Genomic DNA, 26,942 nt, shown 5'->3' on the forward strand with positions numbered 1-26,942 from the left:
CGAGGGGTGGGTCACGCGCGTCACCTCGCTCACCTGGTACGCGGGTGGGCGCGGGCGCATCCGCTGCGGCGCCCCGGCTCCTGGTCACCACCCGTCGCTAGGACCGATCGTGTCAGGTGCCGGGGTGCCGCGCGGACGCTTCCGGCGAATCGTCCCGGGGCTGCCCCCGGGCCGGGCCGGCGGGTCGGTCAGCCGCGCTCCGTCGACCGCTGCTCCACAGTGGAGTCGTCGAGCAGACTCGCCGGCGAGACCGGCTCCGGCGCCGGCAGTTGCTGCGGCCCGGTGCCGCCGACCTGCGCCTCGGCGACGCGTACCTCGTCGGTGACCTCGCGCGCCGCCTCCGCCGCGGCCGCGGCCGCCTCGGCCGCCTCCCGTTCGACGGCGCCGGAGTCGACCGCGGCATGCGGTTCGTCCCCGGCTGTCCGGCTCAGCCCGCCGAGCGCCCCGCCGAGCCCTTCGAGGGCCTTGGTCAGCTCGGCCGGCACGATCCAGAGCTTGTTCGCCTGGCCGTCGGCGATCTGCGGCAGCGCCTGCAGGTACTGGTAGGCGAGCACCTTCTGGCTCGGGTTCGCCTGGTGGATCGCGTCGAAGACGGTACGGATCGCCTTGGCCTGCCCCTCCGCCTGGAGGATCCGGGCCTGCCGGTCACCGTCGGCGCGCAGCACCGCCGCCTGCTTCTCACCCTCGGCGGTGAGGATCTGCGCCTGCTTGTGCCCCTCGGCGTTCAGGATCGCGGCCCGCCGGTCCCGCTCGGCCCGCATCTGCTTCTCCATCGAGTCGCGGATGCTCGGCGGCGGCTCGATCGCCTTGATCTCCACCCGGGTGACCTTGATGCCCCAGCGTCCGGTGGTCTCGTCGAGCACACCCGACAGGTGCCGGTTGATCTCCTCCCGGCTGGTCAGCGCCCGCTCCAGGTCCAGCGAGCCGATCACGTTCCGCAGCGTCGTGACGGTCAACTGCTCGATGGCCTGGAGGAAGTGCGAGATCTCGTACGTCGCCTTCACCGAGTCGACGACCTTGAAGTACAGCACGGTGTCGATCGAGACGACCAGGTTGTCGGAGGTGATCACCGGCTGCGGCGGGAAGCTGACCACCTGCTCCCGCATGTCGACCTTGGTCCGGACCGCGTCGACGAACGGGACGAGGAGGTTGAGACCAGGCTTGAGGGTGCGCTTGTACCGCCCCAGTCGCTCGACCACGTCCTCACGCTGTTGCGGCACGATGCGTACCGCCCGGATCAGGGTGATCACCACGATCAGGGCCACCGCGCCCAACACCAGACCGATCACACTTTCCACATCGCTCACCTCTCGCTATCCGGTTGCTCGTCGGTGGTGAACTCGTCGCGCCAGACCAGCGCGGTGACACCCTTGACCTCGATCACCCGGACCCGGTCCCCGGGAGAGATCACCTGGGTGGCGTCGTAGGCGCGGGCGGCCCAGATCTCACCGTCGATCCGGACCACCCCGCTGTCGGCATCGACCCGCTCCAGCACCAGCGCGCCGCTGCCCGCGATCGCCTGTACGCCGAACGCCTGCTCGCCGTCCCCGGACACCTCCGACTGCCGGTTGCGTCGAATGGCCGGCCGGGCGAAGAGCAGGGTCAGGGCCGAGACGGCCGCGAAGACCACGGCCTGCAGTGACACCGGGGCGCCGAGCGCCGCCGCGCCGGCCGCCGCGAACGCCCCGATTCCGAACATGAGAAGGAAGAGCGTCGTCGTGAAGATCTCCGCCACGGCGAGCACGACACCCAGGACAATCCACAGGAGGGGCTCCACCCCTCGATCCTGGCACGCAGGTGCACGTCACGACCACCGGCGGGCATCGCCGACGGTAAGATCCCGGGACACGGGCACACGTTCCGGACTCCCGGGTCGGCAACGGGCCGACCCTGGCGCCGGCCGGTACGCCGCGGTCCGGAGACGGACCCGACCACCTGCCGAAGGAGGCACGACCGTGACCCCGTCGCCGGAGACCGCCCCGCTGCTGCCGGAGACCATCCGCCGGGTCGACACCCTGGTCAGCCAGGCCCAGACGGCCGGCCACGCCCCGTCGCTGATCATCGGCGTGGTCCGGGCGGGGCGACTCGTCCACGTCGCCACCGCCGGCCGGACCCCGGCCCCGCATCCGGATCTCCAGTACCGGATCGGCTCGATCAGCAAGACGATGACGGCCGCGCTGCTACTCGGTCAGCGTGACGAGGGACGACTCGACCTGGACGATCCACTCGAGCGGCACCTGCCCGACGGTCCACTCGGCACGGTCCGGCTGCGTCAACTGCTCAGCCACATCGGCGGCCTGCAGCGTGAACCCGACGGCGACTGGTGGGAACGGTCCGCCGGAGCCGACCTGGAGACCCTGCTGGGCGGACTCACCGCCGACACGCTGACCCACCCGCCGCACCGGGTCTTCCACTACTCCAACCTGGCATACGGGCTGCTGGGGGCGGTGCTGGAACGCCGTACCGGCGAGTCGTGGTGGAAACTCGTCCAGTCCCGACTACTCGATCCACTGGGGATGGTCCGCACCTCGTACCAGGCGACCGAGCCGTTCGCCCGGGGTTACGTCGTCCATCCCTGGCACGGCACGCTGCGGGAGGAGCCGCGTACCGACACCGGGGCGATGGCCCCGGCCGGACAGCTCTGGGCCACCCTCACCGACCTGGCCCGCTGGGCCGCGTTCCTCGCCGACCCGGACCCGGAGGTGCTGGCCCCGGAGACGCTCGCCGAGATGTGTACCCCGGCGGTCCTCGCCGACCTCGACTCCTGGACCGCCGGCTACGGACTCGGTGTGGAACTGCACCGCCTCGGCGACCGGGTCTACGTCGGACACGGCGGCTCGATGCCGGGCTACGTGGCGACCCTCTCGGTACACCGCCCCTCCCGGACCGGCGTCGTCGGCTTCGCCAACTCGTACGGCTTCCGGTCCGGGGCGCTGTCGACGCTCGGCCGGCACCTGCTCAGCACGGTGCTCGACCTGGAGCCGGGGCCGGTTCCCGGTCCCTGGCTGCCGGCCACCGCGCCGCCGCCACCCGAGATCGCCGACCTGACCGGCCGGTGGTGGTGGATGGGACGGGAGTACGAACTGTCCTGGGATCCGACCGCCGAGGAGTTGGTCTGCGCCAACCTGCTGCCCGGTGGCACCGTGGCGTGGCGGTTCGGCCGGGACGCCGCCGGACGGTGGCGCGGCCGGATCGGGATGAACGACGGGGAGATCCTGACCGTACGCCGGGACCCGGCCGACCGGGTGACCGCGCTGGAGATCGCCACCTTGGTTTTCCCCCGGACCCCGGACGACCTCGGATGACCCGCCGTCGTGTGGACCCGTACGGCGGGCGGTGCCGGTGGCGCCCCCGCACCGGGAGACCACCCCGGCGACCGCCGCCGCCCTGGCGGCGGTCGCCGAGATCTACGCCCACTACGTCACCGGCAGTGTGGTGACCTTCGACGAGACCCCGCCCGACGTCGGCCAGTGGCGGCAGCGGCTCGCCGACCTGACCGGGCGGGGCCTGCCCTTCCTCGTCGCCCGGGTCGACGGCGTCGTCGCCGGGTACGCCTACGCCGGGCCGTACCGCCCCAAACCCGCCTACCGGCACACCGTCGAGGACAGCATCTACCTCGCCCCGGACCGGACCGGTCAGGGGCTCGGCCGGGCCCTGCTCGGCGCTCTGCTGCCGGCGGCCACCGCCGCCGGGGCGCGGCAGATGATCGCGGTGGTCGCCGACAGCGGCGACGAGGCCTCGACCGCGCTGCACCGCCGGTTCGGCTTCGTCGAGGTGGGTCGGCTCGTCCGGGTCGGTCACAAACACGGCCGCTGGCTCGACACCGTGCTGATGCAGCGCAACCTGACCGCCAAACCCGGCTGAGCGGGGTCGGACCGGCCGGGTCGACGCGGACCGACCCGCGCTCAGGACGGCTCGGTCACGAAGTCGATCAGTCGTTCCATCGCGTTGATCAGCGGGGTCTCCACGTCGTGGAAGCTGTTCACCCGCCCCAGGATCCGCCGCCACAACTCGGCCGGCTCGGCGACGCCGAGCGCCGCACAGACCCCCTCCTTCCACGGCTGTCCCGGTGGCACCACCGGCCAGGCCGGGATCCCGACCACCGCCGGCTTCACCGCCTGCCACACGTCGACGTACGGATGTCCGGTGACCAGGACGTGCGGCGAGGTGACGGCCGCCACGATCCGGCTCTCCTTCGACCCGGACACCAGGTGGTCGACCAGCACCCCCAGCCGGCGGCCCGGTTCCGGCCCGAACTCCCGTACCCGCTCGGCCAGCGCGTCGATGCCGTCCAGCGGTTCCACCACCACGCCCTCGATCCGCAGGTCGTCGCCCCAGATCCGCTCCACCAGGGCGGCGTCGTGGATCCCCTCGACCCAGATCCGGCTGGCCTTGGCGACCTGGGCGCGTACCCCGGCCACGGCGACGGAGCCGGAGGCGGTACGTCGTCGGGCCGGCGTTGCCGCCCGGGCTGCCGGTCGACGCAGCGTCACCGGCGCGCCGTCCAACAGGAACGCCGCCGGCAGCAACGGAAAGTGGCGGCGCCGTCCGTTGCGGTCCTCCAGTACCACCGCCCCGGCCTCGAAACCCACCACCGCACCACAGAAGCCCGAGTCCGCGTCCTCGACGACCAGATCGGGTGCCGCGTCCACCTCGGGTACCACCCGGCGCCGTCGCCAGTTCCCGGCGAGCACGTCGTCGCCGTACCTTCTCCCCATGGGGGGCGAGGCTAGCCGCATCCGGACGTTGGGTGACGTAGCCGCGCCGCCGCGCGGGGCCGGGAGACAGGGGCGGGCTGAGCACGTACCCTAGCCGCATGTCCCCCGCAACGGGCGCGGCGACCCTGACGGCGCGCCGCTCGAGCCGCTTTGTCGCCTGGGTACGCGCCTGGCGCGCCGGCCTGGTGCCGTTCGACGAGATCGCCGACGAGATCGAGCGTGGCGAGGAGCACCTGGTCGCCGACGCGCCGGGCACCTGGACCGACGTACCGCTGCGGGCGGCGCTCCCGGTTTTCGCCAAGCTCTCGCCGGACGAGATCCGGCTGGTGCTGCCCGCCCCGGGCGATCCGCGCGGACTGCCCGGCCCGGGGCCGTTCAGCTCCGCCGCGCTGCTCGCCGGCGAGGCGGTGGTGGCCCGGGGTCTGGGTGTGATCCCGGAGGTACGGACCCACACCTCCGGGTCCGGGGTGACCTTCGAGACGGTGCTGTGGCGGGTCCACCCGCTGGCCGAGGACGCGCCGAACGCGTCGCTGGGCAGTCCCGGCGCCGCCGAGGCCGAGGCGGAGCTCTCGGTCAGCCTGGCCGAGGCGACCGCGGCGCTGGCCCGGCTCGACGTGGCGCAGTGGCGCCCGGAGCTGGCCGGGGCGCTGGCCGCGCTGCGGCGTCCGGACAGCGCGGTCGACCTGCCGCCGGGCTTCGACCCGCGCTCCCGCCGGCTGTTCGCCCGGGCCAGTGTGCTCGACCAGGTACTCGCGCTGGCCGAGCACGCGGCACCCGGCGGTTCGGTCAACGCGCACGAGGCGCGGCAGCGGGATGCGGCGCTGCGCCCGCTCACCGCCGCCTGCCGGCGGGCCGTCGTCGCCGCCTGCAACGCCCCGCTGTCGGCCTGACCACCCGGCAGCCCAGGCCCGACTCGGCGGGACAACGTGCCGGCCGCGGGAAGGCTAGAGTGATTGATCATGGAGCATCGCCATCTCGGTCGCAGCGGCCTGCTGGTCAGCGAGATCACCTACGGGAACTGGCTCACCCATGGCGAGTCGGTCGCCCGGGAGGCGGCGTTGGGCTGCGTACGGGCCGCGTTGGAGGTCGGTGTCACGACCTTCGACACCGCCGACGTGTACGCCCGGGGTGCCGCCGAGGAACTGCTCGGCGAGGCGCTGCGGGGCGTACGCCGCGAGTCGGTGGAGATCGCCACCAAGGTCTGTCTGCCGGTCGGGGACGGACCGAACGACAGGGGCCTGTCCCGCAAGCACATCATCGAGTCCTGCCACGCCTCGCTGCGCCGGCTCGGCACCGACCACGTCGACCTCTACCAGGCGCACCGGTACGACGACCGTACGCCGCTGGAGGAGACCCTGCTCGCCTTCGACGACCTGGTCCGGCAGGGCAAGGTGCGCTATCTGGGTGTCTCGGAGTGGACGGCGGCACAGATCCGTGCCGCGCTGGACGTCGCCGACCAGCTCGGGATCCGCCGCCGGATCGTGTCGAACCAGCCGCAGTACAACATGCTCTGGCGGGTGGTCGAGCCCGAGGTGGTGCCGCTCTGCGTATCGGAGGGCATCGGTCAGATCGCCTTCCAGCCCCTCGCCCAGGGCGTCCTGACCGGTAAGTACCGTCCGGGTGAGGCGCCGCCGCCCGGGTCCCGGGCGACCAGCTCCGGCCGCGCCCCTACCTTCATCCGGCGGGTCCTCGGCGAGCCGCTGCTGGACCGGGTGCAACGACTGCGACCGATCGCCGACGAGGCCGGGCTGTCGATGGCCCAGCTGGCGATCGCCTGGACCCTGAGCCGGCCCGGGGTCAGCACCGCGCTGATCGGTGCCTCCCGCCCGGAGCAGGTCGTCGAGAACGTCGGGGCGGCCGGCGTACGGCTCGACGACGAGGTGCTGCGCCGGATCGACGAGACGCTGGGCGACCTCGTCGAGACGGATCCGCACAAGACCGCCCGGATGATGGCGGTGAAGCCGGACTGGGCGGGGTGACCGGACGCGGTGGAGCGCCTCCCCGTCCGTCCGGCCCCCTGAACACCGACATTGCGTTCTAGTGGCCCCAGCGGCGCCCACCGTCGGACGGGCCGACCGGTGCCAACAGCTCCCCGAGTTCCTGCGGCAACTGGGCCACCATGTCCTCGAACTCGCGGAGCTTGACCGCCTCCCGCAGGGTCGTGAAGACCGCCTGGATACCAGCGCTCGCGACCGGCACGTCCACGTCTGCCCGGGCGGCCACCCGCCGTACGAACTCGCCGCGCCCGAACGGGTCGGCGGGCTCGCGGGAAGCCGGTTTGTAGAGGTGCTCGGCCAGCCGGTCCGGCAGCAGGGCGGCCAGGTCCGCCGCCTCGCCGCCGCTGATCCGGTCCGCCAGCGTCTCCAGGGTGGCGTGGCTGATCGCCGTCGCCTGCGGGGCCGACAAGCGTGCCCGTTCCGCCACCGCGTCGACAAAGTCCTCGTAGCTCATCCGGATCTCCCTCCAGCCGCCGCGTCGCCTCCCCGCGCGCACCTGTCATCCTGTTCAGCTGGTCCAGCGGCCGGGCCGCAGCCGGTCCAGCCCGTCCTGCCCGTCCTCAGCCCGGACGGATGCGCTTGCGACCACGCCCGATCCGCCGGCCCTTGCGCATGCTGACCCGGGTGCCCGCGATGCCCCGGGTGTCCGCGCGCACGCTGCGTGTGGTGTGCCGGCCACCACGCTCGGTCTTCATCGGACGTTTACGTCCCGCCTTGGTGGCCTTCCGCCCCAGCAGCACCCCCACCTGGCTGGCGAGCTCCTCGGCCCACCTGGCGAACGAGACACGTCGCCGTTTCGTCCGGTTCCGTGGCGAACCACCTCGTACGCCGATACCGCTCGCCCTCGCGCCGCGGCCCATCGTCACCACCCCCCACCGTGCCGACCCCACCGTCTTCCCGCCAGCCCGGAGGCCATTCCCCCGGCCGGCGGAGGGCGGAGGGCGGAGGGCGGTGGGCCCGCCGCCGGGCGAGCGGCGTCTCGCCCGTGAGTGGGGCGACCAGGTAGCGAGCACCCCTCCGGCAACGTACAGGGCGAATCCGACAAACGACCGTAACCGCTCGCCGGGGAAGAGTCGGCGGTCGACGCCTTCCTCGACAAGCTCGGGATGCCGGAGCAGATAGTGGAAGAACGTCGACCGACTCGTGCACAGCGACGCGCCCACGATCGCGTGGCAGGCGACCGCGGCGGGATCAGATCTCGTCGATCAGGTCGGCGACCGAGCCGACGATCCGGGACGGCCGGTACGGGTACCGCTCGGCCTCCGCCCGGGTGCTGATCCCGGTCAGCACCAGGATCGTCTCCAGCCCCGCCTCCAGGCCACAGAGGATGTCGGTGTCCATCCGGTCACCGATCATGGCGGTGGTCTCGGAGTGCGCGTCGATGGTGTTCAGCGCCGAACGCATCATCATCGGGTTCGGCTTGCCGACGAAGTACGGTTCCACCCCGGTCGCCTTCGAGATCATCGCGGCGACCGAGCCGGCGGCCGGCAGCGCCCCCTCGGTCGACGGACCGGTCGGGTCCGGGTTGGTGCAGATGAACCGGGCCCCGCCGTCGATCAGCCGGACCGCCTTGGTGATCGCCTCGAAACTGTAGGTCCGGGTCTCCCCCAGCACCACGTAGTCCGGGGCGTAGTCGCTGAGCACGTACCCCACCGCGTGCATGGCGGTGGTCAGCCCGGCCTCGCCGATCACGTACGCGGTGCCGCCGGGCCGCTGGTCGGCCAGGAACTGTGCGGTGGCCAGCGCCGCCGTCCAGATCGACTCCTCCGGTACGTCGAAGCCCATCCGGTTCAGCCTGGCCTGCAGATCCCGCGCCGTGTAGATCGAGTTGTTGGTGAGGATCAGGAACGGCTTGCCGGACGCACGCAGCCGGCTGACGAACTCGGGGGCGCCGGGCACCGGCTGCCCCTCGTGCACCAATACGCCGTCCATGTCGGTGAGCCAGCTCTGCACCGGCTTGCGCTCGATCATGCCGCGCCTCCGTGTCGGACGGCCCACTGGCGTGCCTGCTTCATGTCTCTCCCGAAGGTTCGGAGGGTAGGGGGGCCGGCCACGGTTCATCGTGGCGTGGATCAACGCGGCCCGGGGCGCCGGGGTGGCTGGCAGCAGTCGACCGCACAGGTGTCCCAGACCGGCAGCCGGGGACGGTCGGCCGGACCGGCGACCCGGCGCGGCACCGCCGTTGCCGGTTCGAGCCGCTCCAGTACCAGTTCCCGGACCATCGTGACGAACCGCGGGTCGGTGCCGGGGGTGCCGGCCCGGACGAAGTCCATTCCCAGCTGTTTGGCGGTGTCGGCCGCCTCGGTGTCCAGGTCCCAGACCACCTCCAGGTGGTCGGAGACGAAACCGATCGGGCTGACGACCACCGAGGTGACCCCTTCGGCGACGAGGTTGCGCAGGTGGTCGTTGATGTCCGGTTCCAGCCACGGCACCTGGGGCGGTCCGGAACGGCTCTGCCAGACCAGGTCGTACCCCAGGTCGGGGGCGGCCGCGGCGGCGACCAGCGCGGCCGTCTCCCGCAGCTGGGCCTCGTACCGGCCGCCCTCCGGTCCGGCGCTGGCGGCCATCGAGACCGGGATCGAGTGGGCGGTGAAGACCAGCCGGGTGGTGATCCGGCGGGCCGGGTCGAGGGTGGCCAGCGCGGTACGGACCGCGTCGGCGTGCGGCTCGACAAATCCGGGATGGTCCCAGTACTGCCGCAGCTTGTCGATCCGGGGCGCGTCGGGCCCGACCGCCGCCCGCGCGGCCGCGATGTCCTCCAGGTACTGCCGGCACGACGAGTAGCCGGCGTAGGCGCTGGTCACGAAGCCGAGCGCGGACCGGATACCGTCGTCGCGCAGCTGCGCGACGGTGTCGGCGAGCATCGGATGCCAGTTCCGGTTGCCCCAGTAGACCGGCAGGTCGAGACCGTGGGCGGCGAAGTCGGCCCGGATCGCGGCGAGCAGGTCCCGGTTCTGCTGGTTGATCGGCGACACGCCGCCGAAGTGCCGGTAGTGTTCGGCGACCTCGGCCAGCCGCTCCGGCGGCACGTTGCGACCCCGGGTCACGTTCTGCAGGAACGGCAGGACGTCATCGGGCCGCTCCGGGCCGCCGAACGAAATCAACACCACCGCGTCGTACGACATGCCACCCATTCTTGCCCGCCGCTCGGAGCGGTCAGGAGGGGGCCCTTCCGCGCTGCCGGCTACCGCCCGGCATCAGAAAGGGCCCATTCCTCACATCTTGCCGGCACCGAGGGCGTGGTAGCCGCCGTCGACGTGAACGATCTCACCCGTGGTGGCCGGGAACCAGTCGGAGAGCAGGGCCAGGCAGGCCCGGGCCGCCGGCTCCTGGTCGGTCAGGCTCCAGCCCAGCGGGGCCCGCTCGGTCCAGGCGTTCTCGAACTGTTCGAAGCCGGGGATCGACTTCGCCGCCATGGTGCGCAGCGGACCGGCGGAGACCAGGTTGCTGCGGATCCCCTTGGCGCCCAGGTGCAGGGCCAGGTAGCGGGAGGCGGACTCCAGTCCGGCCTTGGCGACACCCATCCAGTCGTACACCGGCCAGGCCTTGGTGGCGTCGAAGGTGAGCCCGACCACCGCGCCGCCCGGCGGCATCAGCGGCAGCGCGGCCATCGCCAGCGACTTGTAGGAGTACGTCGAGACGTGGATCGCGGTCGCCACGTCCTCCCAGGGCGCGTCGAGGAAGCCGCCGCCGAGGCAGCTCTGCGGCGCGAAGCCGATGGAGTGGACCACCCCGTCCAGCCCGTCGACGTGCTCACGGACCCGGTCGGCGAGGGTGTCGAGGTGCTCGGTGTTGGTCACGTCGAGTTCGATCACCGGGGCGGGCTCGGGCAGCCGCCTGGCGATCCGTTCGACAAGCGACATCCGGCCGAAGCCGGTGAGCACCACGGTCGCCCCGGCCTCCTGGGCGAGTTTCGCCACCGAGAAGCCGATCGACTGGTCGGTGATGATTCCGGTGACGAGCAGCCGCTTGCCGGCCAGCAGTCCAGACACGTGCAGATCCTCCCTGCGCTCGGGCTGAAAAGGTGAAGCGGTGACGCCGCCGGCGGTCAGTGGCCCAGGCCGAGGCCACCGTCGACCGGGATGACGGCGCCGGAAATGTAGCCCGCGGCGTCGGAGGCGAGCCAGGTGACCACGCCGGCGACCTCGTCGGCGCTGGCCATCCGGCCGGCCGGGATCGACTTGAGGATCTCCGCCTTGCGGTCGTCGCCGAGCACCGCCGTCATGTCGGTGTCGATGAAGCCGGGCGCGACGACGTTGGCGGTGATGTTGCGGGTGCCGAGTTCGCGGGTGATCGACCGGGCCACCCCGACCAGGCCGGCCTTGCTGGCCGCGTAGTTGACCTGGCCGGCGCCGCCGGAGAGGCCGACCACCGAGGAGATGAAGATCATGCGGCCCCAGCGGCCCCGGACCATCCTGGTGGCGGCCCGCTTGGCACAGCGGAACGCGCCGGTCAGGTTGGTGTCGAGCACGTCGGTGAACTGCTCCTCGGACATCCGCATCAGCAGGGTGTCCTTGGTGATGCCGGCGTTCGCGACCAGCACCTCGACCGGGCCGAACTCCGCCTCGACGGCGGAGAAGGCGGCGTCGACCTGGTCGGCGTCGGTGACGTCACACTTGACGCCGAACAGGTCGGCGGGCGGGTTGCCACTCCGGTGGGTCACCGCTACCCGGTCCCCCTGCTTGGCGAAAGCCTGGGCGATGGCCAGGCCGATGCCCCGGTTACCCCCGGTCACCAGCACAGTTCGGGCCACGGTGTCTCCTCCTCTGACGTGACGTATGCGCACGGTGGTGCGCGATGGAGACTAGGCGCTACCGGCAGGTAATCAGTAACCGGGGCGCGTCGTACCCGGGTATGACGTGCGGAATCGCACCCAGGGGGCAGGACGGGGAGATCGTCCGCCCGTACCCTGACGGTGGTGGAGGACGGCACCGGCGAGGTACTGCGGACAGCCCTGGGTGACCTGCGGCGTCTGCTGGTCGGCCCGGACTACCCACCGGCCACCCCGGTCCGCCCACGCCGCTGGTGGCGGCGGATCCGGGGGTACCTGGTCCCGGTGCTGCTGCTGGTGCTGGTCGGGCTGACCGCCGCCGCCGCGCAGTACCTGACGGACGAGCGGAAACTGCCGGTGCCGGCCGCGGTGCTGATCGGTGTCGGCTCCACCCTGCCGGCGGCGCTGGCCCCGTACCGCCCACTGCTCGCCTGGCGGGTCGGTTACCTGGCGATCCTGTTCGGCACGTTCAACACGACCAGGGACGAGGCCTGGCCGTGGAATCCGGTGCAGATCATCGTCTTCCTGTTCGTGCTCCTGCTGGTGGCCGGCCGGGCCGACACCGGGGTGACGGCCTGGGCGGGGCTGCTCACCCTGCTGCCGGTGTACGGCCTCACCGCCAACTCCGCGAACGCGCACGGCGTCACCGTGTTCCTCGCGGTGCTGCTGATCCTCGGCGACCAGGTGCGACGTCGCCGACAGAGCCAGCGTGCCCTGGTCGAGCAGGCCGAGCGGAGCGAACTGGAGCAGGCCCGCCGGGCCGTGCTGGAGGAACGCACCCGGATCGCCCGGGAGCTGCACGACGTGGTGGCCCACCACATGTCGATGATCGCGGTGCAGGCGGAGACCGCGCCGTACCGGCTCACCGGGCTGGCCGAGCCGGCTCGCGCCGAGTTCAGCGCGATCGCCGGCTCGGCCCGGGAGGCGCTGACCGACATGCGCCGGCTGCTCGGCGTACTGCGCAGCGAGTCGACCACCCCGGAGACGGCGCCCCAGCCGGGGCTGGCCGAGCTGCCGGAGCTGGTCGAGGCGGCCCGCCGGGCCGGGATGTCGGTGACGGTCGACAGCCCGTGGGGCGACGGCCGGCGCCCGGTCCACCCCCCGCCGACGGACCGGACCGACGGCCCCGAGCCGGCGGACGGGGTCGGGGCGACCGATGGGGCCGGGCCGGCAGGGAACCCCGCCGGACCGGTCACGCCGGTGGACCCGGCCGGACAGCCACCCGAGGCGGTCGCCCTGGCCGCGTACCGGATCGTCCAGGAGGCGCTGGCGAACGCCGCCCGGCACGCCCCGGGTGCCGCCGTGCGGGTCACCCTGGACACCGACGGGACGGCGCTGACCGTCGACGTCCGCAACGGGCCCGCCGGACCGGGTGGCTCCGGCGGTCGGGGAGCCGGCGTCGACCGTGGGCCCCGGCACGGACTGACCGGCATGCGCGAGCGGGCCCGGCTGCTCGGCGGCACGCTCACCGCCGGACCGACCGACCAGGGGTACGCGGTACGCGCGTACCTGCCGTACCGAGCGGAGGAGAGCCGTTGATCCGGGTGTTGATCGCCGACGACCAGGCGATGGTGCGGCAGGGCTTCGGGGCGCTGCTGGCGGCCCAACCCGACCTGCTGGTGGTCGGCGACGCCGCCAACGGTGCCGAGGCGGTCGCCGCCACCCGCCGGCTGGACCCGGACGTCGTCCTGATGGACATCCGGATGCCGGTGCTGGACGGGCTGGCCGCCACCCGGCAACTGGTCGGGGACCGACCCGACCAGGACGGTCCACGGGTCCTCATCCTCACCACCTTCGACCTCGACGACTACGTCTACGAGGCGTTGCGGGCCGGGGCGAGCGGCTTCCTGCTCAAGGACGCCCCCGCCGCCGACCTGGTGCACGCGGTACGGGTGGTCGCCGCCGGCGACGCGCTGCTCGCCCCGGCGGTGACCCGGCGACTGATCGCCGAGTTCGCCGCCCGCCCCGGCCGGGCGGATCGGCCCCGGCCGACCTCGCTGGTCGGGCTCACCCCCCGGGAGACCGAGGTGCTCCGGCTGATCGCCCGGGGCCGCTCCAACACCGAGATCGCCGGTGACCTGTTCGTCGCCGAACAGACCGTGAAGACCCACGTCGGCCGGATCCTGGCCAAGCTCAACCTGCGGGACCGGGCCCAGGCGGTGGTCGTCGCGTACGAGTCCGGGCTGGTCACGGCGGGCGAGTAGTCCTCCGGACGCCGCCCTGGTCCCCTGGTAGCCGCTCCGTGGGGTGACGACCCGACCCCCACCACCGTCGCACGCTGAGCCCATCCCGACCGGTCGTGCCGGCCGGCGGCGGTGTGAAGGGGGACGGGACGAATGGTGTGGCGACGAGCGGCACGCGGCACGGTGGGTGGCCTGCTGGCCCTGGGTCTGCTGGTGCCACCGCCGGCGGAGGCGGGTCCGCCGACGGTGCCGGTCGGCTTCGTGGGCAACTGTCCGTCGGTGGCCGCGGCGATGCGGGCCGCCGGGGCGCCGTACGCCGACTGGGTCGCGTCCGGCCGGACGTTCCTGGCCTTCGACCCGCACGGCGACGGCCGGATCGTGGAGGTGCTGGGTGACCTGGCCGCCGCCGACCGGATCGTGGTGCTGGTGCCCGGGGTGGCCAACACACTGCGTGACTTCGACCGGGGACTGGGCGGGGTGACCCGACGCGCCCCGGCCGCCCAGGCCCGGGCCCTGTACGACGAACTGCGTGCCACCGGGCCCGGCGCCCGGGTCGCGGTACTGGCCTGGTTGGGCTACGACCCGCCGGACGGGATCGGCCTGGCGGCAGCCCGCCCGGACAGTGCCCGGGCCGGGGTGCCGGCCCTGGTCGGACTGGTCGACGTGCTGGTCCGGCACCGTCCGGCGGCGACGGTGACGGTGGTCGGGCACAGCTACGGTGCGCTGCTGGTCGGGCTCGCCGCGCCCAGCCTGCCAACCCAGGTGACCGCCCTGGTGAGCGTCGGTGGGGTGGGGATGGGGGTGGACCGGGTCCGGGAGCTGGGCACCGGGGCCACCGTCTGGGCCGCCGAGGCACCGGACGACTGGATCCGGCGGATCCCGCCGCTGCGGCTCGGTGATCTCGGGCACGGCGTACGGCCGGCGGCGCCGGGCTTCGGTGCCCGGTCGCTGCCGGTCGACCGGGTCGGTGGACACGACGGCTACCTGGTGCCGGGCAGCGCCACCCTGCGCGGGATCGCCCGGGTGGTACTCGACGCCGGGGCGGTCACGGCCGGGACGGACGCCCGATGACCCGCGACGGCAGCCATGGCGGACCTGTCCTGGACGCCGTCGGCCGGGACCGGGCGGTGGACGGACTGCGGGCGTACGCGATCGCCGGGGTGGTGCTCGGTCACTGGCTGGTCACCGCCCTGGTGCTGGCGCCGGACGGCGCACTGGCCACGGCGAGTCCGCTGCGCGCCATGCCGGAGCTGGTGCCGGTGACCTGGCTGCTCCAGACGCTCGGGCTCTTCTTCTTCGTCGGCGGGTACGCCTCGGCCCGGTCGCTCGGGGCGGCCACCGGGCGGGGTGTGGAGCCGGGCCGCTGGCTGCGGCGGCGGCTCGGTCGGCTGGTCCGACCGGTCACCGTCCTGCTCGGCGGCTGGGCGGTGGTGCTGGCCGGAGCGGCGGCGTCGGGCGTGCCGGCGGCGACCCTGCGCACCGCCGGGACGCTGCTGGTCAGTCCACTGTGGTTCCTGCTGCCGTTGTCCGTGCTGTTCGCCCTGACCGGCCCGCTATCCCGCGCCCTGGACCGGCACGGGACGGTCCGGCCCGCCGCACTCGCGGTCGCGACGGTCGCGGTGACCGACCTGGTCGGCCGGCTGACCGGCCCAAACGGCGGCGCCGGTCCCGCGGACGGGGGCTGGCGGGTGCCGGTGGCACTGCTCGCCGCCTGGTCGGTGCCGTACCTGCTCGGTCTGGCGCTGGCCCGGGACAACCCGGCCGGAGACGTCGGGCAACGGCGTACCGGCGGCCTGCTGCTGCTCGGCGGCGGTGCCGGGATGGCGGTGCTGGTGCTCTTCGCCGGCTACCCGGCCAGCGCGGTCGGCGTGCCGGGCGACGGCTTCTCCAACCTGGACCCGCCGTCGCTGTTCACCGTCTGTCTGGCGTTCGCCCAGGTCGGCGTGGCGCTGATGGTCCGCCCCCGGCTGGCCGGCTGGCTGTCCCGGCCGCACCGGTGGCGTCGGGTACGCCGGGTCAACGACGCGGCGATGGGGATCTACCTCGGGCACCAGAGCGTCCTGTTGGGAGTCACCGCGGTGGGCGCGCTCGGCGCCCGGCTGGCCGGGGTCGACGGCGTACCCGGACTGCACACCGCGCCGGACGGTGCCGGCTGGTTGCTCGCCCGGCTGGCCTGGCTGCCGCTGTTCGGCCTGGTCCTGGCAGGTCTGGTCGGGCGTCCGGGGCCCGGGGCCGAGGTGGTCGCGGCCGGACGGACCGGACCCAGGGCGGACCGTCGGTCGGCACCGCGACGGCGTCGGATGAGCGACAGTCGGGAGGACGTCCGTCGATTTCAGCCCGACGACCGCCCGGGTGTACGATGACTCCCGTTCCCGGCCCCGTCGACGTGTTGGAGGTGATCGCTGTGCGAGATAGCGATCCTCCCAGTCGTGGCCGGGCCGCTCGTCAGTCCGCCTGAGCCCTGACTCACCCGGCCGACTGACCCAGCCTCGCTCCACCCCGCCGCATCGCCCGCCCGGTCCTCCGGGTACGCCGGTGCGCTGCGCGTCCCGGTTCCCGTCGGATCCGAGTCGTCAACGTGGAGCTGTCCGGTCACGACTTCGTGTGCGCGTCCGCTGATCCCCAGATTCACCCGTCGTCCGGCCCCGCGCCGGTTCCGGAGAGTCTCAGTCGCCACCCGGAGAGCAGAATCATGCACCGTTACGTCGCCCCGCTGGGCTTCACTCTCGCCGCGGCCTGGGTCGTGGTCCTCTTCGTGCTGGTCCGCGCCACGCCGTGACCGGCGCCCGCCGGCCGCCCGCCGAGGGGTACCGGCGCCCGGTGGATCCCGGCCGGGCAGGCCGGGATCCACGAGACGTCCGCTACACCAGCCGCGAGGTCCAGAGCAGGCTCATCGCGGCCGCGCAGAGCGCCAGGAGCAGCGCGATCCCCGCGTACCAGTGGGTGATCTCCCGCGCCTCGGTCCGGAACCCGATCGAGCTGCCCATGTCCTGGTAGACCTGCTTCAGCTCGGTGACCGAGGCCGCCTCGTAGAAGAACCCCTGGGTGGTCTCGGCGAGTTCGGCGAGCGCCAGCCGGTCGACCGGCACCCGCTGCACCTGGTTACCGATCTCGACCTGACCGGAGTCGGTGCCGAAGGCGATCGTCGAGACCGGGACGTTCGCCGCCCGGGCCGCCGCCGCGGCCTCCTCGACCGACCGTCCGGCCGTCCGGTAACCGTCGGAGAGCAGCACGATCCGGGCCGGCGGAATGCCCTGCGCGCCGTCCGCCGGCACCGACCGGATCGCCTCCAGGCAGGTGAAGACCGCCTCGCCGGTCGCCGTCGCCTCACTCAGCACCAGGCCGTCGATGGCCTGGGTGACCGCCCCCCGGTCCTTGGAGGGCGGGACCAGGACGTTCGCCGACTTGGCGAAGGCCACCAGTCCCAGGTTGTAGCTCGGCGGCAACTCGCCGACGAACTGCTTCGCCGCCTCCTGGGCCGCCTCCAGCCGGTTCGGCGCCACGTCGTCGGCCTCCATCGACAGCGAGACGTCGATGGCGAGCATGATCGTCGCCCGTTCCAGCGGTTCCTTCCGGTCCACCGACGGGCGGGCCATGCCGGTGGCGAGGACCAGCAGGGCGAGCAGGAACACCCCGGCGGCGGCGTGCCGCCGCCAGCCCAACCCCTTCGGGGCGAGGGTACGGAGCAGCTCCACGTTGGTGAACCGCATCGCGTACGTCCGGCGGTGGAACTGCCGCCAGACGTACGCGCCGGCGAGGGCGAGCACCGGCAGGACGGCGAGCAGCCACCACGGTTCAAGAAAACGGATCATCGAGTCGTCCCCCGGGTACGGGCGTGTCGCTGCGCCGCGACGAACCGCACCATGTCCAGCAGCCAGTCAGAGTCGGTACGCAGCCGCAGGTGCGCCGCGCCGGCGGCGCGCAACGCGTCGGCGATCGCGGCGCGTTGGGCGGCGGCCGCGGCGGCGTACCGCTGCCGCAGCCGAGGGTCGGCGGTCTGCACCTCGTGCAGCTCACCGGTCTCCGGATCGACCACGGGCAGCACCCCGACGTCCGGCAACTCCAGCTCACGCGGGTCGACGACCTCGATCGCGAGCACGTCGTGCCGGACACCGAGTTTGCGTACCGGGCGACCCCACTGCTCCGGCGGAGCCAGGAAGTCCGAGATCACCACCGCCATGCCGCGCCGCCGGGGCGGCCGGTTCAGCGCGTCGATCAGGGCACCGAGGTCGGTACGCCCCGGCTGGATCTCGATCCCGGCGATGGTCCGGAGCAGCCCCTGGGCCTCCTTGCGGCCCGGCCGGGCGGGCAGCCGCAGCACGTCGGGCGTACCGGCACCGGGGCGATGACCACCGCTGCCGATCACCGCGCCGATCCGGTTGCCGCCCCGGGCGGTCAGGTGGGCGATCGCCGCCGACGCGGCGATGACGAGGTCCCGCTTCAACCACCGTCCGGTGCCGAAGTCGAGGCTGGCCGACAGGTCCACCGCCAGCCAGGTTTCCAGCTCCCGGTCGGCGACCGTACGCCGGACGTGCGGCACCGTGGTCCGGGCGGTCACCGGCCAGTCCATCCGGCGTACGTCGTCGCCGGGGCGGTACTCCCGGGACTCCCCCGCCTCGGTGCCCGGCCCGGGCAGCAGGCCGAGGTAGTCGCCCTGGAGCAGGCCGTCCAGCTTCCGGGTGACCAGCAGCTGGAGTCGGGACAGGACCGCCTCGGCGCGGCCCGGGTTGACGCTGATCGCGGTCCGGTCGATCATGCCGGCGGGCGTCCCGGCCAGGCCGGGCCGGAGACCGGTGAGACCGGCCCGGGGCCGGGCCCGTGCGGCATCCCGGGCGCGGCTCCGGTCGGGGTGGCGTGCTGCCGGGGCGCGACCGAGGGAAGCGGGATGGTCGACATGATCCGGTCCACCACGTGGTCGGCCGGGATGTTGTCGGCGAGCGCGTCGTAGCTGAGCACCAACCGGTGCCGGAGGATGTCCGGGGCGATGTCCTGGACGTCCTGGGGCAGCGCGTAGTCCCGACCACGCATCAGGGCGAGCGCGCGGGTGGCCCGGACGATGCCGAGCGAGGCACGCGGGCTGGCGCCGTACTGGATCAGCTGGGCCACGTCCGGCATGCCGTGCTCGGCCGGGGTCCGGGTGGCGAGGACCAGCCGGACCGCGTAGTCGACCAGGGCGTTGTGGACGAAGACCTGGTCGGCCTTCTGCTGCAGCGCCATCAGCTCGACCGGGGTGAGCACCGACGAGGGTTCCGGCGCGCTGATCCCCATCCGGTAGACGATCTCCCGCTCCTCGACGTCGGTGGGGTACCCGACGATGATCTTCAGCAGGAACCGGTCCCGCTGCGCCTCCGGCAGCGGATAGACGCCCTCCTGCTCGATCGGGTTCTGGGTCGCCATCACCAGGAAGGGGTCCGGCACCGGATGGGTCTGCCCGCCGATCGACACCTGCCGCTCGGACATCACCTCGAGCAGCGCGGACTGCACCTTGGCCGGCGCCCGGTTGATCTCGTCGGCGAGCAGAAAGTTCACGAAGACCGGCCCGAGTTCGACGTCGAACTTCTCGCTCGACTGCCGGTAGATCCGGGTACCGACGATGTCGGCCGGCACCAGGTCCGGGGTGAACTGGACCCGGGCGAAGGTGCCACCGACCACCTTGGCCAGGGTCTCCACGGCGAGGGTCTTCGCCACCCCGGGTACGCCCTCCAGCAGGCAGTGCCCCCGGGCCAGCAGAGCGACGAACATCCGCTCCACCATCCGGTCCTGTCCGACGATCACCCGCTTGACCTCGAACAACGCGCGTTCGAGCAGGGTGGCGTCCTCGGCCGGCGTGGTGCTGCCCGGGGAGGGGGCGGCACGGGACACGTCGGGCGGAACAGGGGCGTCGGGCGTGGTCGGCTGGGCCACCGGTCCTCCACAGCAGGGTCACGGGATCAGATGCGTCGGCGACGGGCGCCGCCCCAACTCTCGCACGTCCGCTCGACCGACCGCGAAGGGAGAACCAGGATTGCCCGCCGGGCGGGTCGGCGGGTACGGCGTACACTCGCCGCCGTGACGGACAGCTCCCCCGGCGAGGTACCACCGATCTGCTCGGCCCGGGGCTGCCGTACCGCGGCCAGTTGGGCGCTGCGCTGGAACAATCCCCGGCTACACGAGGCGGACCGGCGGAAGACCTGGCTCGCCTGCACCGAGCACCGGCAGTTCCTCGGCGATTTCCTCGGGGCGCGCGGGTTCCTCCGTGAGGTCGCCCCGGTCGACCGATCGCCTACGCTCGACACGTGAGGCGAGCGAAGCGAACGAGGCACACGACGTGAGCGAACCCGGCCACGCGCACCGCAACGGCGACCCGGGTGGCGACGGCCGCCAGCCCGACCTGCCCACCACCGGCCCGGCCGTCCCGGACCTGTCCTCTCCCGGCCCCGCCGCCCCGGCCCTGTCGTCGAGCGGCCCACCCACCACCGGCGCCGCCGACCCGGACCTGTCGTCGGCAGGGCCGACCGACCCGTTGGAGCCGTGGCCGGAGACCGTCCGGTGGCGGTCCGTCTCGCAGAACCTGATCTGGGTGGAGACGGTGCAGCTCGGCATCACCGTGCTGGTGGTCCTGACCGGTCTGGGCATCGGCCTCGCGCTGACCGGACACTGGCTGTTCGGGCTGGGCATCGGGCTGACCGTCGGGCTGACACTGTGGCGGGTGGTCGTCATCGTGCGTGCCGTCCGCGCCTGGGGGTACGCCGAACGCGACCACGACCTGCTGGTCCGGCACGGTCTGCTGGTCCGGCGACTGTCGATCGTGCCGTACGCCCGGATGCAGTTCGTCGACGTCACCGCCGGGCCGTTGGAACGGGCCTTCGGCCTGGCCACCGTGCAGCTGCACACCGCCGCCGCGGCCAGCGACGCGCGGGTGCCGGGCCTGCCCCCGGCCGAGGCGTCCCGGCTCCGCGACCGACTCACCGCCCTCGGCGAGGATCGGGCGGAGGGTCTGTGAGCGGCGGCGAGGCCGCCGAGCCACGCCGGCGGCTGCATCCGCTGAGCCCGCTGCTGCACGGCGCGAAGTCGCTGGTGGTCATCGTCGCCGCGCTCTCCTGGTCGACGCTGTCCCGGGTCGGGTTCGGCTGGTTCGCGGTGCTGGTCGCCGTACTGGTGCTCGGCGCGCTGGTGCTCTCGGTGGTCAGTTGGTACAACACCGGCTACCACGTGGTCGGCCGGGAGCTGCGCATCCACGAGGGCCTGGTGTGGCGGCGGACCCGGGCGATCCCGCTGGAACGGCTGCAGGCGGTCGAGGTGGTCCGGCCGCTGCTGGCACAGCTCAGCGGGCTGGCCGAACTCCGGCTGGAGGTGGTCGGCGGCGGCAAGACGGAGGCTCCGCTGGCGTACCTCACGGTGACCGACGCGGTCGCGCTCCGGGAACGGCTGCTGAGCCTCGCCGGTCCGGCCCCCCGAACCGGGCCGGAGCAGGCGACCGGGGTGGCCGCCACGCCGGACGCCGTACCGCCCGGTCCCGCGTCTGCCGGTGGAGCCGCCGGTACGGCGACGCCGGCCGTGCCGGTGCCGGGTCTGCCGGGGATCACCATCGGCGCCGGTACGCTCCCCGGCCGGCACCTGCACACCGTGTCGAACCGGGACCTGCTGGTCAGCCAGTTGCTCACCCCGCAGGCGTTCCTGCTGCCGTTCGGCGTCGCGTTCGTCCTGGTGCAGTTCCTCACCGAGGGCTCGTGGTCGTTCATCGCGGTGGCCAGCACGCTCACCGCGATGGCCGGGGTGATCCTCCAGCCGATCCGGCGGGTCCTCGACGACTGGGGTTTCCGGCTCGCCCGGGACGACGCCGCGCTGCGGATCCGGCAGGGACTGTTGGAGACCCGGGCGCAGGCGGTACCACTGAACCGGCTGCAGGCGATCACCGTCACCTGGCCGCTGCTCTGGCGGATGAAGGGCTGGCTGCGGCTACGGCTGTCGGTCGCCGGGTACGCGGCCGGCGAGTCGACCGACCGGCCGCAGCCGGCCCGGCTGCTGCCGGTCGGCGACCTGCCCACCGCCCAGCGCATCGTCGCCGAGGTGCTGCCGGGGGTGGCGCTGACCGGCACGCTGACCCCGCCGCCGGCCCGGGCCCGCTGGGTGCATCCGGTGGCCCGGAACGCATTCGGCGCCGGTCTCTCCGCACGGGTCTTCGCGGTCCGGTCGGGGCTGCTGACCCGGGAGCTGCTCATCGTGCCGTACGCCCGGATCCAGTCCGTCCGGGTCGTGCAGGGTCCGCTGCAGCGGCGGCTACGGTTGGCGACCGTCTACGCGGACACCGCCGGCGGGCCGAGCGCGGCGGCCCAGGACCGCGACGTGCACGAGGCGTGGGCGTTGGCGGCCGAGTTGACCGCGCGGGCCCGCTCGGCCCGGGTCAGCGCCCGAGGCTGACCGTCCGGTCCGGCTCCGGGCCGGGCCTCTCCGGCGCCGGACCCGACGTCACCGGCGCAGGTGACGCCGGTGTCGCGCCCGGTGCGGCCTGGCCCGGGACTGTGCCGGTCGGCGCGGGGTCGGGGGTCGCCGCCGACTCCGGCTCCGGACCGCCGTCCACGGGTTCGGGTCCACCGGTGTGCCGACGTGCCTTGCGGGCCGCCCACCACCGTTCGGCCAGTCCGACCACGAGGAAGGTCAGCCCGACGTACGCCCAGCCGACCAGGACGTCGATCACGTAGTGCTCACCGGCGTAGACCAGCGTGAAGGTCATCGCCAGCGGATAGCAGAGCAGCAGCGGCCACCAGCGGCGTCGGGTCGCGCCGAGGAAGAAGACCACCACGAAGAGCGCCCAGGCGGTGTGCAGCGACGGCATCGCGGCAACCGGGTTGGAGGCGATCTGGCCGGCGTTGAGCAGGTTGCCGGCACCGTGCATGCCGAACTCGCGCCAGCCCCGGGTGGAGATCCGGGCGACGTCCGAGAGCATCCCGTACTGGGCGGCCCACCACGGCGGCGCGGCCGGGTAGGCGAAGTAGGTGACCAGACCGGCCGCGCAGAGGAAGCCCCAGCGGCGCATGAAGGCGCCCCAGCGGGCGCGGCTGCGCAGCCAGAGCACCACCGCGGCGGTCAGGGTGACCACGAAGTGGGAGAAGTACACCCAGCTGACCAGGACGTCCCACCAGTGGATGCCGTCCGGGTCGTAGAGGTGGTCCTGCAGCCAGATGGTCGGCACCTGGCCGTCCGTCAGCCAGCCGAACATCCAGCGGTCGGCGGCGATCAGCTCGTACGCGTGCGGGGTGGCGCCGTTGTCCGCGAACCCCCGGGAGAGGTTGTAGAGGGCGAGCAGCACCACGACCGGCAGCCAGTCGCGGGCGAACCCGAGGTGGGTACGCCAGGGCCGGTCGCTGCGCCAGGCGATGGTGGCGGCCCAGAGCCAGGCGAAGGCGTAGAGCGGGTCGGTGGGCAGCCCGATCAGCAGCCAGCAGGCGACGAAGGCCACCGCCCAGATCGACATGGCGACGAGCCGACGGCGGCGGCCCGGCGCGGAGCCGCCGGGCGGCGTGGCAGGTGGGGTGTCTGTGACGGTGGCGTGCATCGCCGTCCAGGTTAACGGCGCCCCAACCGGGGGCCGAGACAGGGACATCTCGGCATGACCATCACCTCCCCGACCTGCCGGACAGCCACCGGCGGAAGGTGACGAGCCGACGAAGTAGCAACGTGGTTGCTACCGTAGCAACCGAGTTGCTACTGTGCCGCAATGTCGGTCTCCCGGATCCTGCTCGGCCTGCTCGAGCCCCACTCCCAACACGGTTACGTGCTGCGCCAGCGCTACGACGAGTGGTTCGGCGCCAGTCGCCCGCTCAAATCCGCACAGGTCTACGCCACCCTCGGCCGACTCGACAAGGAGGGTCTGGTCGGGCTGGCCGGGGTCGCGTCCGGCGTCGGCCCGGACCGCCACGTGTACGCGATCACCGAGGCCGGGGTGGGTGAACTCGAACGCTGGCTCGACGAGCCGGAGGTGCCCGAGGTCACCGGCAGCCGGAAGGTGCTCTTCGCCAAAGTCCTCATCGCGCTCTCCAGCGGCCGGCCCGCCGCGCCGATGCTCGACCGGCAACGCCAGGCCCACCTGGCCCGGATGCGTGAGATGCGGGCAAGCCGCCAGGCCGGTGACCTGATCAGCCAACTCGACGCGGACTTCGAGATGTACCACCTCGACGCCGACCTCAGGTGGATCGACGGCGCCGTCGCCCGACTCGACCGACTCGCCGCCCTGGTGCACCGCGCCGACCAGCGAGCCGACACCGACACCCACCCCGACGAGGAGACCCGGTGATTCTGCACGGCAGCCACCTCAGCCTCCGGTTCGGCCAGACCGACGCCCTGGACGACGCGGAGATCACCGTCGACTCCGCCGAGATCGTCGCCGTCATGGGGCCGTCCGGCTCGGGCAAGTCGACGCTGCTACACGTACTCGCCGGAATACTGCGACCGGACCAGGGCGAGGTCACGTTCGACAACCAACGGATCGACAACCTGCCGGACGGCCGCCGCAGCCGACTGCGACTGCGCTCGTTCGGCTTCGTGCTGCAGTTCGGCGACCTGGTCCCCGAACTGTCCCTGCGGCAGAACGTCGAACTGCCACTGCGACTGCTCGACGTACCCCGGTCCGAAGCGCGGACCCGGGCCGCCGAGTTGCTCCGGCTGCTCGAGGTCGACGACCTGGCCGACCGCCGTCCCGGCCAGGTCTCGGGTGGCCAGGCGCAGCGCGCCGCGGTGGCCCGGGCCCTGGTGCACCGGCCGGCGGTGGTCTTCGCCGACGAACCCACCGGCGCGTTGGACAGCGCGGCCGGTGAGGTGGTGCTGGACGCACTGACCGGGCTGGCCCGCAAGGAGGGCAGCGCCGTCGTGCTGGTCACCCACGAGTCCCGGGTCGCCGCGTACGCCGACCGCACCGTCTTCCTGCGCGACGGGCAGGTGACGGCGTGACCGCCCCGTCTCCGGGCAGCCCGAGAGGCCGCACGACGATACGGCGCTGGATCTGGCTCGGGCTGCGGCTGTCGGTCGGCTCCGGCCGGGGTGGGCTGCTGCGGACCGCGCTGATGTCGTCGGGGGCGGCGCTCGGCGTACTGCTGGTGCTGGCGTCCCTGGCCACGGTCTCGGTGGCCGCCGCCCAGCACGGACGGGCCGAGGCGCGTACCGCGGTCCGGGACGACACCCGGACCAGCCCGTCCCCACTGCGGATGCACGAGATCGGGGACGGGATCGACGGTCGGATACTGCGTCGTACCGCGGTGATCGGCGCCGACCCGACCAGCCCACGCCCGCCCGGCATCGCCGCGCTGCCCCGGCCGGGGGAGATTGTGGTCTCCCCCGCGCTGCGCGACCTGATCACCACCGACCCTCGGGCCGCCGGCCGGTTCCCGCAGCGGATCATCGGCACGGTCGGCCCGGCCGGGCTGCTCGCCCCGGACGAACTCCTCGCCTACGTCGGCGCCGAGCCGGTGCCGGTGCCGCCCGATGCGGTCGGGTTCTACGAACACCGTCCGGTGACCGGGTTCGGCGCCCCGCTGGTCTACGCCCTCGGCGCGCAGTCCGCCGGACCGGACGTCTTCACCCCGGCCCGGCTGCTGGCCATCGCCTTCGGACTCTTCGTCCTGGTCCCGTTCGGCGTCTTCCTGGCCACCTGCGCCCGGCTCTCGGCCTCCACCCGGGACCGCCGGATCGCCGCACTCCGACTGCTCGGCGTGTCGGCCCGGCAGGCGACCCTGGTCAACGCGGTCGAGACCGGGGTGGTCACCGCCGGCGGCGCGCTGCTCGGCCTGCTCGGCTACCTCCTGCTCACCCCGCTGTCCGAGAACTGGCGGATCGGCCGGTTGCACTGGTACGCCGCCGACGTCGCCGTACCGGCACCGGTGACCGCGGCCGTGCTCGCCCTGGCCGTCGGCTACGCGGTCGCGATCGGCACCTTCGCCACCCGGCCGGCCCGGCTCAACCCGCTGGCGGTACGCCGTGACGCGCCGGCCGGCCGCCCCCGGCTGTGGCGGCTCGGGCCGCTGGTCGCCGGTCTGGTCGGCGCGGTGCTGGCTGGTCTGCTCGGCCGGACCGGTCCCGGGCTGCCGGAGGGCCTGCTCTTCGCCGGCTCGCTGCTGTTGACCGGGCTCGCCCTGCCGCTCGCCCTGCCGACCCTCGGGTACGCGCTCGCCGCCCTGCTGGAGCGGCTGCCCGGCACCCCGGTCTGGCTGGAACTGGCCGCTGCCCGGCTGCGGCACGCACCCGGGGTCGCACCCCGGCTGGTCGCCGCGCTCACCGTGATCGTCTACGTGGTGGGGCTCGGCTCACTCGGCGTCGGCCTGATCGCCAACGACCGCGACCTGGTACCGACCGAGTACCCGCCCGGAGCTTCCAAGGACGCCCGGCTCTACCAGCTGCTCGGTCCGGCACCGGCACCGGACGGGCCGCTGCGTGCGGTGGCCGGGGTGCAGATTCTCGACCTGCGCAGTGTGCCGGCGACGGTGGGCGGTGTCCCCGGCAACCTGCTGGTCGGCGACTGCGCCGACCTGACCGGCCTGTACCGGCTCGACCCCGGCGAGTCCTGCCGGGACGGCGCGGTCTACCGGCTGGACGACGGCTTCTCGTTCAGGTCTGTTCCGCAGCCGGGGACCGAGGTGGTCACCGAGGGCGGTACGACGATCCCGGTGCCGGACCAGACCCTGCACCTGAATCACCGGTTCGACCTCGGTATCTCCGGCGCGCTGCTGGTGACCCGGCAGGCACCGGTCGCCGCCGCCCTGTCGGCCACTCCGGATCCCTGGCCACTGCTGGTCGCCACCGACCTGAGCACCGCCGACCGGGCCGCCCAGGTGCTCGCCGCGCACGCCCCGGCCGCATACCTCAGCGGCGATTTTGACCTCCGCCAGGGCTTCGACGCCGACCTGCTGGTCACCCTCCTGGTCACCGGGCTGGTGGTGAGTTTCCTGCTCGGCATCGGCGCGTTCGCCGCCGCCGCGGTCGACCGGACCATGGAACGGCGCCGGCAGAACGCCACCCTGGCGGTGGTCGGGACCAGCCCGGGCACCGTCGCCGGCAGCGAACTCGGCTTCGGGGCGTTGCCGCTGGTGATCGGGCTGGTCCTGGCCAGCCTCGCCACGGTCACCGTGGCCAGCGTGCTGGCCGGGCTGCTCGACGTCGGGGTGGGGGTGGTACTCGACCGGGTCGCCCCGACGCTCTGGCTCGCCGCCGGTGCGCTGCTGGCCGGGCTGGTGCTGATCGCCGTACCGGCCTGGCTGACCCAGCGGATCACCGCCGAGCAGCTCCGCCGACCCTGACCACCCGG

At 73.3% G+C, this 26,942-nt stretch carries 28 protein-coding genes; 15 read left to right on the forward strand and 13 right to left on the reverse strand.

The genetic code is table 11. The features are described 5' to 3' along the window. Positions 1 to 188 precede the first annotated feature (188 nt). The gene (locus tag ABGB05_RS06775) at positions 189 to 1,298 is read right to left on the reverse strand and encodes an SPFH domain-containing protein (RefSeq protein ID WP_347652314.1); all 1,110 of its coding nucleotides are present in this window, start codon (positions 1,296 to 1,298) and stop codon (positions 189 to 191) included. 5 nt (positions 1,299 to 1,303) lie between these two features. Next, positions 1,304 to 1,777 carry an NfeD family protein gene (locus ABGB05_RS06780; protein ID WP_347652315.1) on the reverse strand — a complete coding sequence of 158 codons (474 nt, stop codon included), beginning with the start codon at positions 1,775 to 1,777 and terminating at the stop codon, positions 1,304 to 1,306. Between the two features lie 178 nt (positions 1,778 to 1,955). Here ABGB05_RS06780 and ABGB05_RS06785 point away from each other — a divergent pair, with 178 nt between their 5' ends. Beyond that, complete coding sequence (locus ABGB05_RS06785; RefSeq protein ID WP_347652316.1) at positions 1,956 to 3,305, forward strand: serine hydrolase domain-containing protein; 1,350 nt, start codon at positions 1,956 to 1,958, stop codon at positions 3,303 to 3,305. A gap of 37 nt (positions 3,306 to 3,342) precedes the next feature. Beyond that, positions 3,343 to 3,864: an N-acetyltransferase family protein gene (locus ABGB05_RS06790; RefSeq protein WP_347652317.1), complete on the forward strand. Its 522-nt coding sequence runs from the start codon at positions 3,343 to 3,345 to the stop codon at positions 3,862 to 3,864. A gap of 41 nt (positions 3,865 to 3,905) precedes the next feature. On the opposite strand, the gene ABGB05_RS06795 is transcribed toward ABGB05_RS06790, so the two are convergent. Continuing rightward, on the reverse strand, positions 3,906 to 4,718 hold the full coding sequence (locus ABGB05_RS06795) for a DUF3097 domain-containing protein (protein WP_347652318.1): 813 nt from the start codon (positions 4,716 to 4,718) through the stop codon (positions 3,906 to 3,908). A 98-nt stretch (positions 4,719 to 4,816) separates the two neighbouring features. On the opposite strand from ABGB05_RS06795, the gene ABGB05_RS06800 reads away from it, so the two are divergent. After that, complete coding sequence (locus ABGB05_RS06800) at positions 4,817 to 5,608, forward strand: hypothetical protein (RefSeq protein WP_347652319.1); 792 nt, start codon at positions 4,817 to 4,819, stop codon at positions 5,606 to 5,608. 69 nt (positions 5,609 to 5,677) lie between these two features. Then, the gene (locus ABGB05_RS06805; RefSeq protein WP_347652320.1) at positions 5,678 to 6,697 is read left to right on the forward strand and encodes an aldo/keto reductase family protein; all 1,020 of its coding nucleotides are present in this window, start codon (positions 5,678 to 5,680) and stop codon (positions 6,695 to 6,697) included. Positions 6,698 to 6,755: 58 nt separating this feature from the next. On the opposite strand, the gene ABGB05_RS06810 is transcribed toward ABGB05_RS06805, so the two are convergent. The 6 genes from ABGB05_RS06810 to ABGB05_RS06835 all read right to left on the reverse strand — a co-directional run bounded on the left by ABGB05_RS06810 (position 6,756) and on the right by ABGB05_RS06835 (position 11,468). After that, positions 6,756 to 7,169 carry a DUF2267 domain-containing protein gene (locus ABGB05_RS06810; RefSeq protein ID WP_347652321.1) on the reverse strand — a complete coding sequence of 138 codons (414 nt, stop codon included), beginning with the start codon at positions 7,167 to 7,169 and terminating at the stop codon, positions 6,756 to 6,758. Positions 7,170 to 7,275: 106 nt separating this feature from the next. Then, positions 7,276 to 7,575 (reverse strand): hypothetical protein, encoded by a 300-nt coding sequence (locus ABGB05_RS06815; protein ID WP_347652322.1) that lies wholly within the window; start codon positions 7,573 to 7,575, stop codon positions 7,276 to 7,278. A 331-nt stretch (positions 7,576 to 7,906) separates the two neighbouring features. Continuing rightward, positions 7,907 to 8,686 carry an HAD-IIA family hydrolase gene (locus ABGB05_RS06820; RefSeq protein WP_347652323.1) on the reverse strand — a complete coding sequence of 260 codons (780 nt, stop codon included), beginning with the start codon at positions 8,684 to 8,686 and terminating at the stop codon, positions 7,907 to 7,909. 101 nt (positions 8,687 to 8,787) lie between these two features. Beyond that, positions 8,788 to 9,840: a ferrochelatase gene (locus ABGB05_RS06825; protein WP_347652324.1), complete on the reverse strand. Its 1,053-nt coding sequence runs from the start codon at positions 9,838 to 9,840 to the stop codon at positions 8,788 to 8,790. A 90-nt stretch (positions 9,841 to 9,930) separates the two neighbouring features. Beyond that, positions 9,931 to 10,707, reverse strand: coding sequence for an enoyl-ACP reductase FabI (gene fabI / locus ABGB05_RS06830; RefSeq protein ID WP_347652325.1), 777 nt, complete (start codon positions 10,705 to 10,707; stop codon positions 9,931 to 9,933). Between the two features lie 56 nt (positions 10,708 to 10,763). Beyond that, positions 10,764 to 11,468 carry a beta-ketoacyl-ACP reductase gene (locus tag ABGB05_RS06835; RefSeq protein ID WP_347652326.1) on the reverse strand — a complete coding sequence of 235 codons (705 nt, stop codon included), beginning with the start codon at positions 11,466 to 11,468 and terminating at the stop codon, positions 10,764 to 10,766. A 165-nt stretch (positions 11,469 to 11,633) separates the two neighbouring features. On the opposite strand from ABGB05_RS06835, the gene ABGB05_RS06840 reads away from it, so the two are divergent. From ABGB05_RS06840 to ABGB05_RS06860, 5 genes are all read left to right on the forward strand, one after another. Beyond that, positions 11,634 to 13,025 (forward strand): histidine kinase, encoded by a 1,392-nt coding sequence (locus tag ABGB05_RS06840; RefSeq protein ID WP_347652327.1) that lies wholly within the window; start codon positions 11,634 to 11,636, stop codon positions 13,023 to 13,025. Then, complete coding sequence (locus ABGB05_RS06845; RefSeq protein WP_347652328.1) at positions 13,022 to 13,690, forward strand: response regulator transcription factor; 669 nt, start codon at positions 13,022 to 13,024, stop codon at positions 13,688 to 13,690. The genes ABGB05_RS06840 and ABGB05_RS06845 overlap by 4 nt, the downstream gene beginning before the upstream one ends. Positions 13,691 to 13,822: 132 nt before the next feature. Continuing rightward, entirely contained in the window at positions 13,823 to 14,740 is a 918-nt protein-coding gene (locus ABGB05_RS06850; protein ID WP_347652329.1) for an alpha/beta hydrolase, read from the forward strand. Next, positions 14,737 to 16,032, forward strand: coding sequence for an acyltransferase (locus ABGB05_RS06855; protein WP_347652330.1), 1,296 nt, complete (start codon positions 14,737 to 14,739; stop codon positions 16,030 to 16,032). The genes ABGB05_RS06850 and ABGB05_RS06855 overlap by 4 nt, the downstream gene beginning before the upstream one ends. A gap of 215 nt (positions 16,033 to 16,247) precedes the next feature. Then, positions 16,248 to 16,448, forward strand: coding sequence for a hypothetical protein (locus ABGB05_RS06860; protein ID WP_347652331.1), 201 nt, complete (start codon positions 16,248 to 16,250; stop codon positions 16,446 to 16,448). 82 nt (positions 16,449 to 16,530) lie between these two features. Here the strand turns inward: ABGB05_RS06860 and ABGB05_RS06865 are convergent, their stop codons facing one another. The 3 genes from ABGB05_RS06865 to ABGB05_RS06875 are packed head-to-tail and all read right to left on the reverse strand — an operon-like array spanning position 16,531 to position 19,573. Beyond that, positions 16,531 to 17,481, reverse strand: coding sequence for a VWA domain-containing protein (locus tag ABGB05_RS06865; RefSeq protein WP_347652332.1), 951 nt, complete (start codon positions 17,479 to 17,481; stop codon positions 16,531 to 16,533). Then, on the reverse strand, positions 17,478 to 18,425 hold the full coding sequence (locus tag ABGB05_RS06870; protein ID WP_347652333.1) for a DUF58 domain-containing protein: 948 nt from the start codon (positions 18,423 to 18,425) through the stop codon (positions 17,478 to 17,480). Before ABGB05_RS06870 ends, ABGB05_RS06865 begins: the two co-directional genes overlap by 4 nt. Further along, positions 18,422 to 19,573 carry a MoxR family ATPase gene (locus ABGB05_RS06875; RefSeq protein ID WP_347652334.1) on the reverse strand — a complete coding sequence of 384 codons (1,152 nt, stop codon included), beginning with the start codon at positions 19,571 to 19,573 and terminating at the stop codon, positions 18,422 to 18,424. Before ABGB05_RS06875 ends, ABGB05_RS06870 begins: the two co-directional genes overlap by 4 nt. A gap of 144 nt (positions 19,574 to 19,717) precedes the next feature. Between ABGB05_RS06875 and ABGB05_RS06880 the strand changes: the two genes are divergently transcribed. The 3 genes from ABGB05_RS06880 (at position 19,718) to ABGB05_RS06890 (ending at position 22,069) form a co-directional block, all read left to right on the forward strand. Next, a complete protein-coding gene (locus ABGB05_RS06880; RefSeq protein ID WP_347652335.1) occupies positions 19,718 to 19,948 on the forward strand; it encodes a hypothetical protein in 231 nt (76 codons plus the stop codon). A gap of 196 nt (positions 19,949 to 20,144) precedes the next feature. Further along, a complete protein-coding gene (locus ABGB05_RS06885) occupies positions 20,145 to 20,651 on the forward strand; it encodes a PH domain-containing protein (protein ID WP_347652449.1) in 507 nt (168 codons plus the stop codon). Next, positions 20,648 to 22,069, forward strand: coding sequence for a PH domain-containing protein (locus tag ABGB05_RS06890; RefSeq protein WP_347652336.1), 1,422 nt, complete (start codon positions 20,648 to 20,650; stop codon positions 22,067 to 22,069). The genes ABGB05_RS06885 and ABGB05_RS06890 overlap by 4 nt, the downstream gene beginning before the upstream one ends. Here the strand turns inward: ABGB05_RS06890 and ABGB05_RS06895 are convergent. Next, positions 22,053 to 23,204: a phosphatase PAP2 family protein gene (locus tag ABGB05_RS06895; protein ID WP_347652337.1), complete on the reverse strand. Its 1,152-nt coding sequence runs from the start codon at positions 23,202 to 23,204 to the stop codon at positions 22,053 to 22,055. The two genes, ABGB05_RS06890 and ABGB05_RS06895, sit on opposite strands and share 17 nt — an antisense overlap. 162 nt (positions 23,205 to 23,366) lie before the next feature. On the opposite strand from ABGB05_RS06895, the gene ABGB05_RS06900 reads away from it, so the two are divergent. Genes ABGB05_RS06900 through ABGB05_RS06910 form a run of 3 tightly spaced genes read left to right on the forward strand, consistent with a single transcriptional unit; the run spans position 23,367 to position 26,934 of the window. Beyond that, entirely contained in the window at positions 23,367 to 23,942 is a 576-nt protein-coding gene (locus ABGB05_RS06900) for a PadR family transcriptional regulator (RefSeq protein WP_347652338.1), read from the forward strand. Beyond that, on the forward strand, positions 23,942 to 24,595 hold the full coding sequence (locus ABGB05_RS06905; protein WP_347652450.1) for an ATP-binding cassette domain-containing protein: 654 nt from the start codon (positions 23,942 to 23,944) through the stop codon (positions 24,593 to 24,595). The genes ABGB05_RS06900 and ABGB05_RS06905 overlap by 1 nt, the downstream gene beginning before the upstream one ends. Beyond that, positions 24,592 to 26,934 (forward strand): FtsX-like permease family protein, encoded by a 2,343-nt coding sequence (locus ABGB05_RS06910; protein ID WP_347652339.1) that lies wholly within the window; start codon positions 24,592 to 24,594, stop codon positions 26,932 to 26,934. Before ABGB05_RS06905 ends, ABGB05_RS06910 begins: the two co-directional genes overlap by 4 nt. Positions 26,935 to 26,942 lie beyond the last annotated feature (8 nt).

This window comes from Plantactinospora sp. B5E13, from assembly GCF_039871775.1.
Lineage (GTDB): Bacteria > Actinomycetota > Actinomycetes > Mycobacteriales > Micromonosporaceae > Plantactinospora.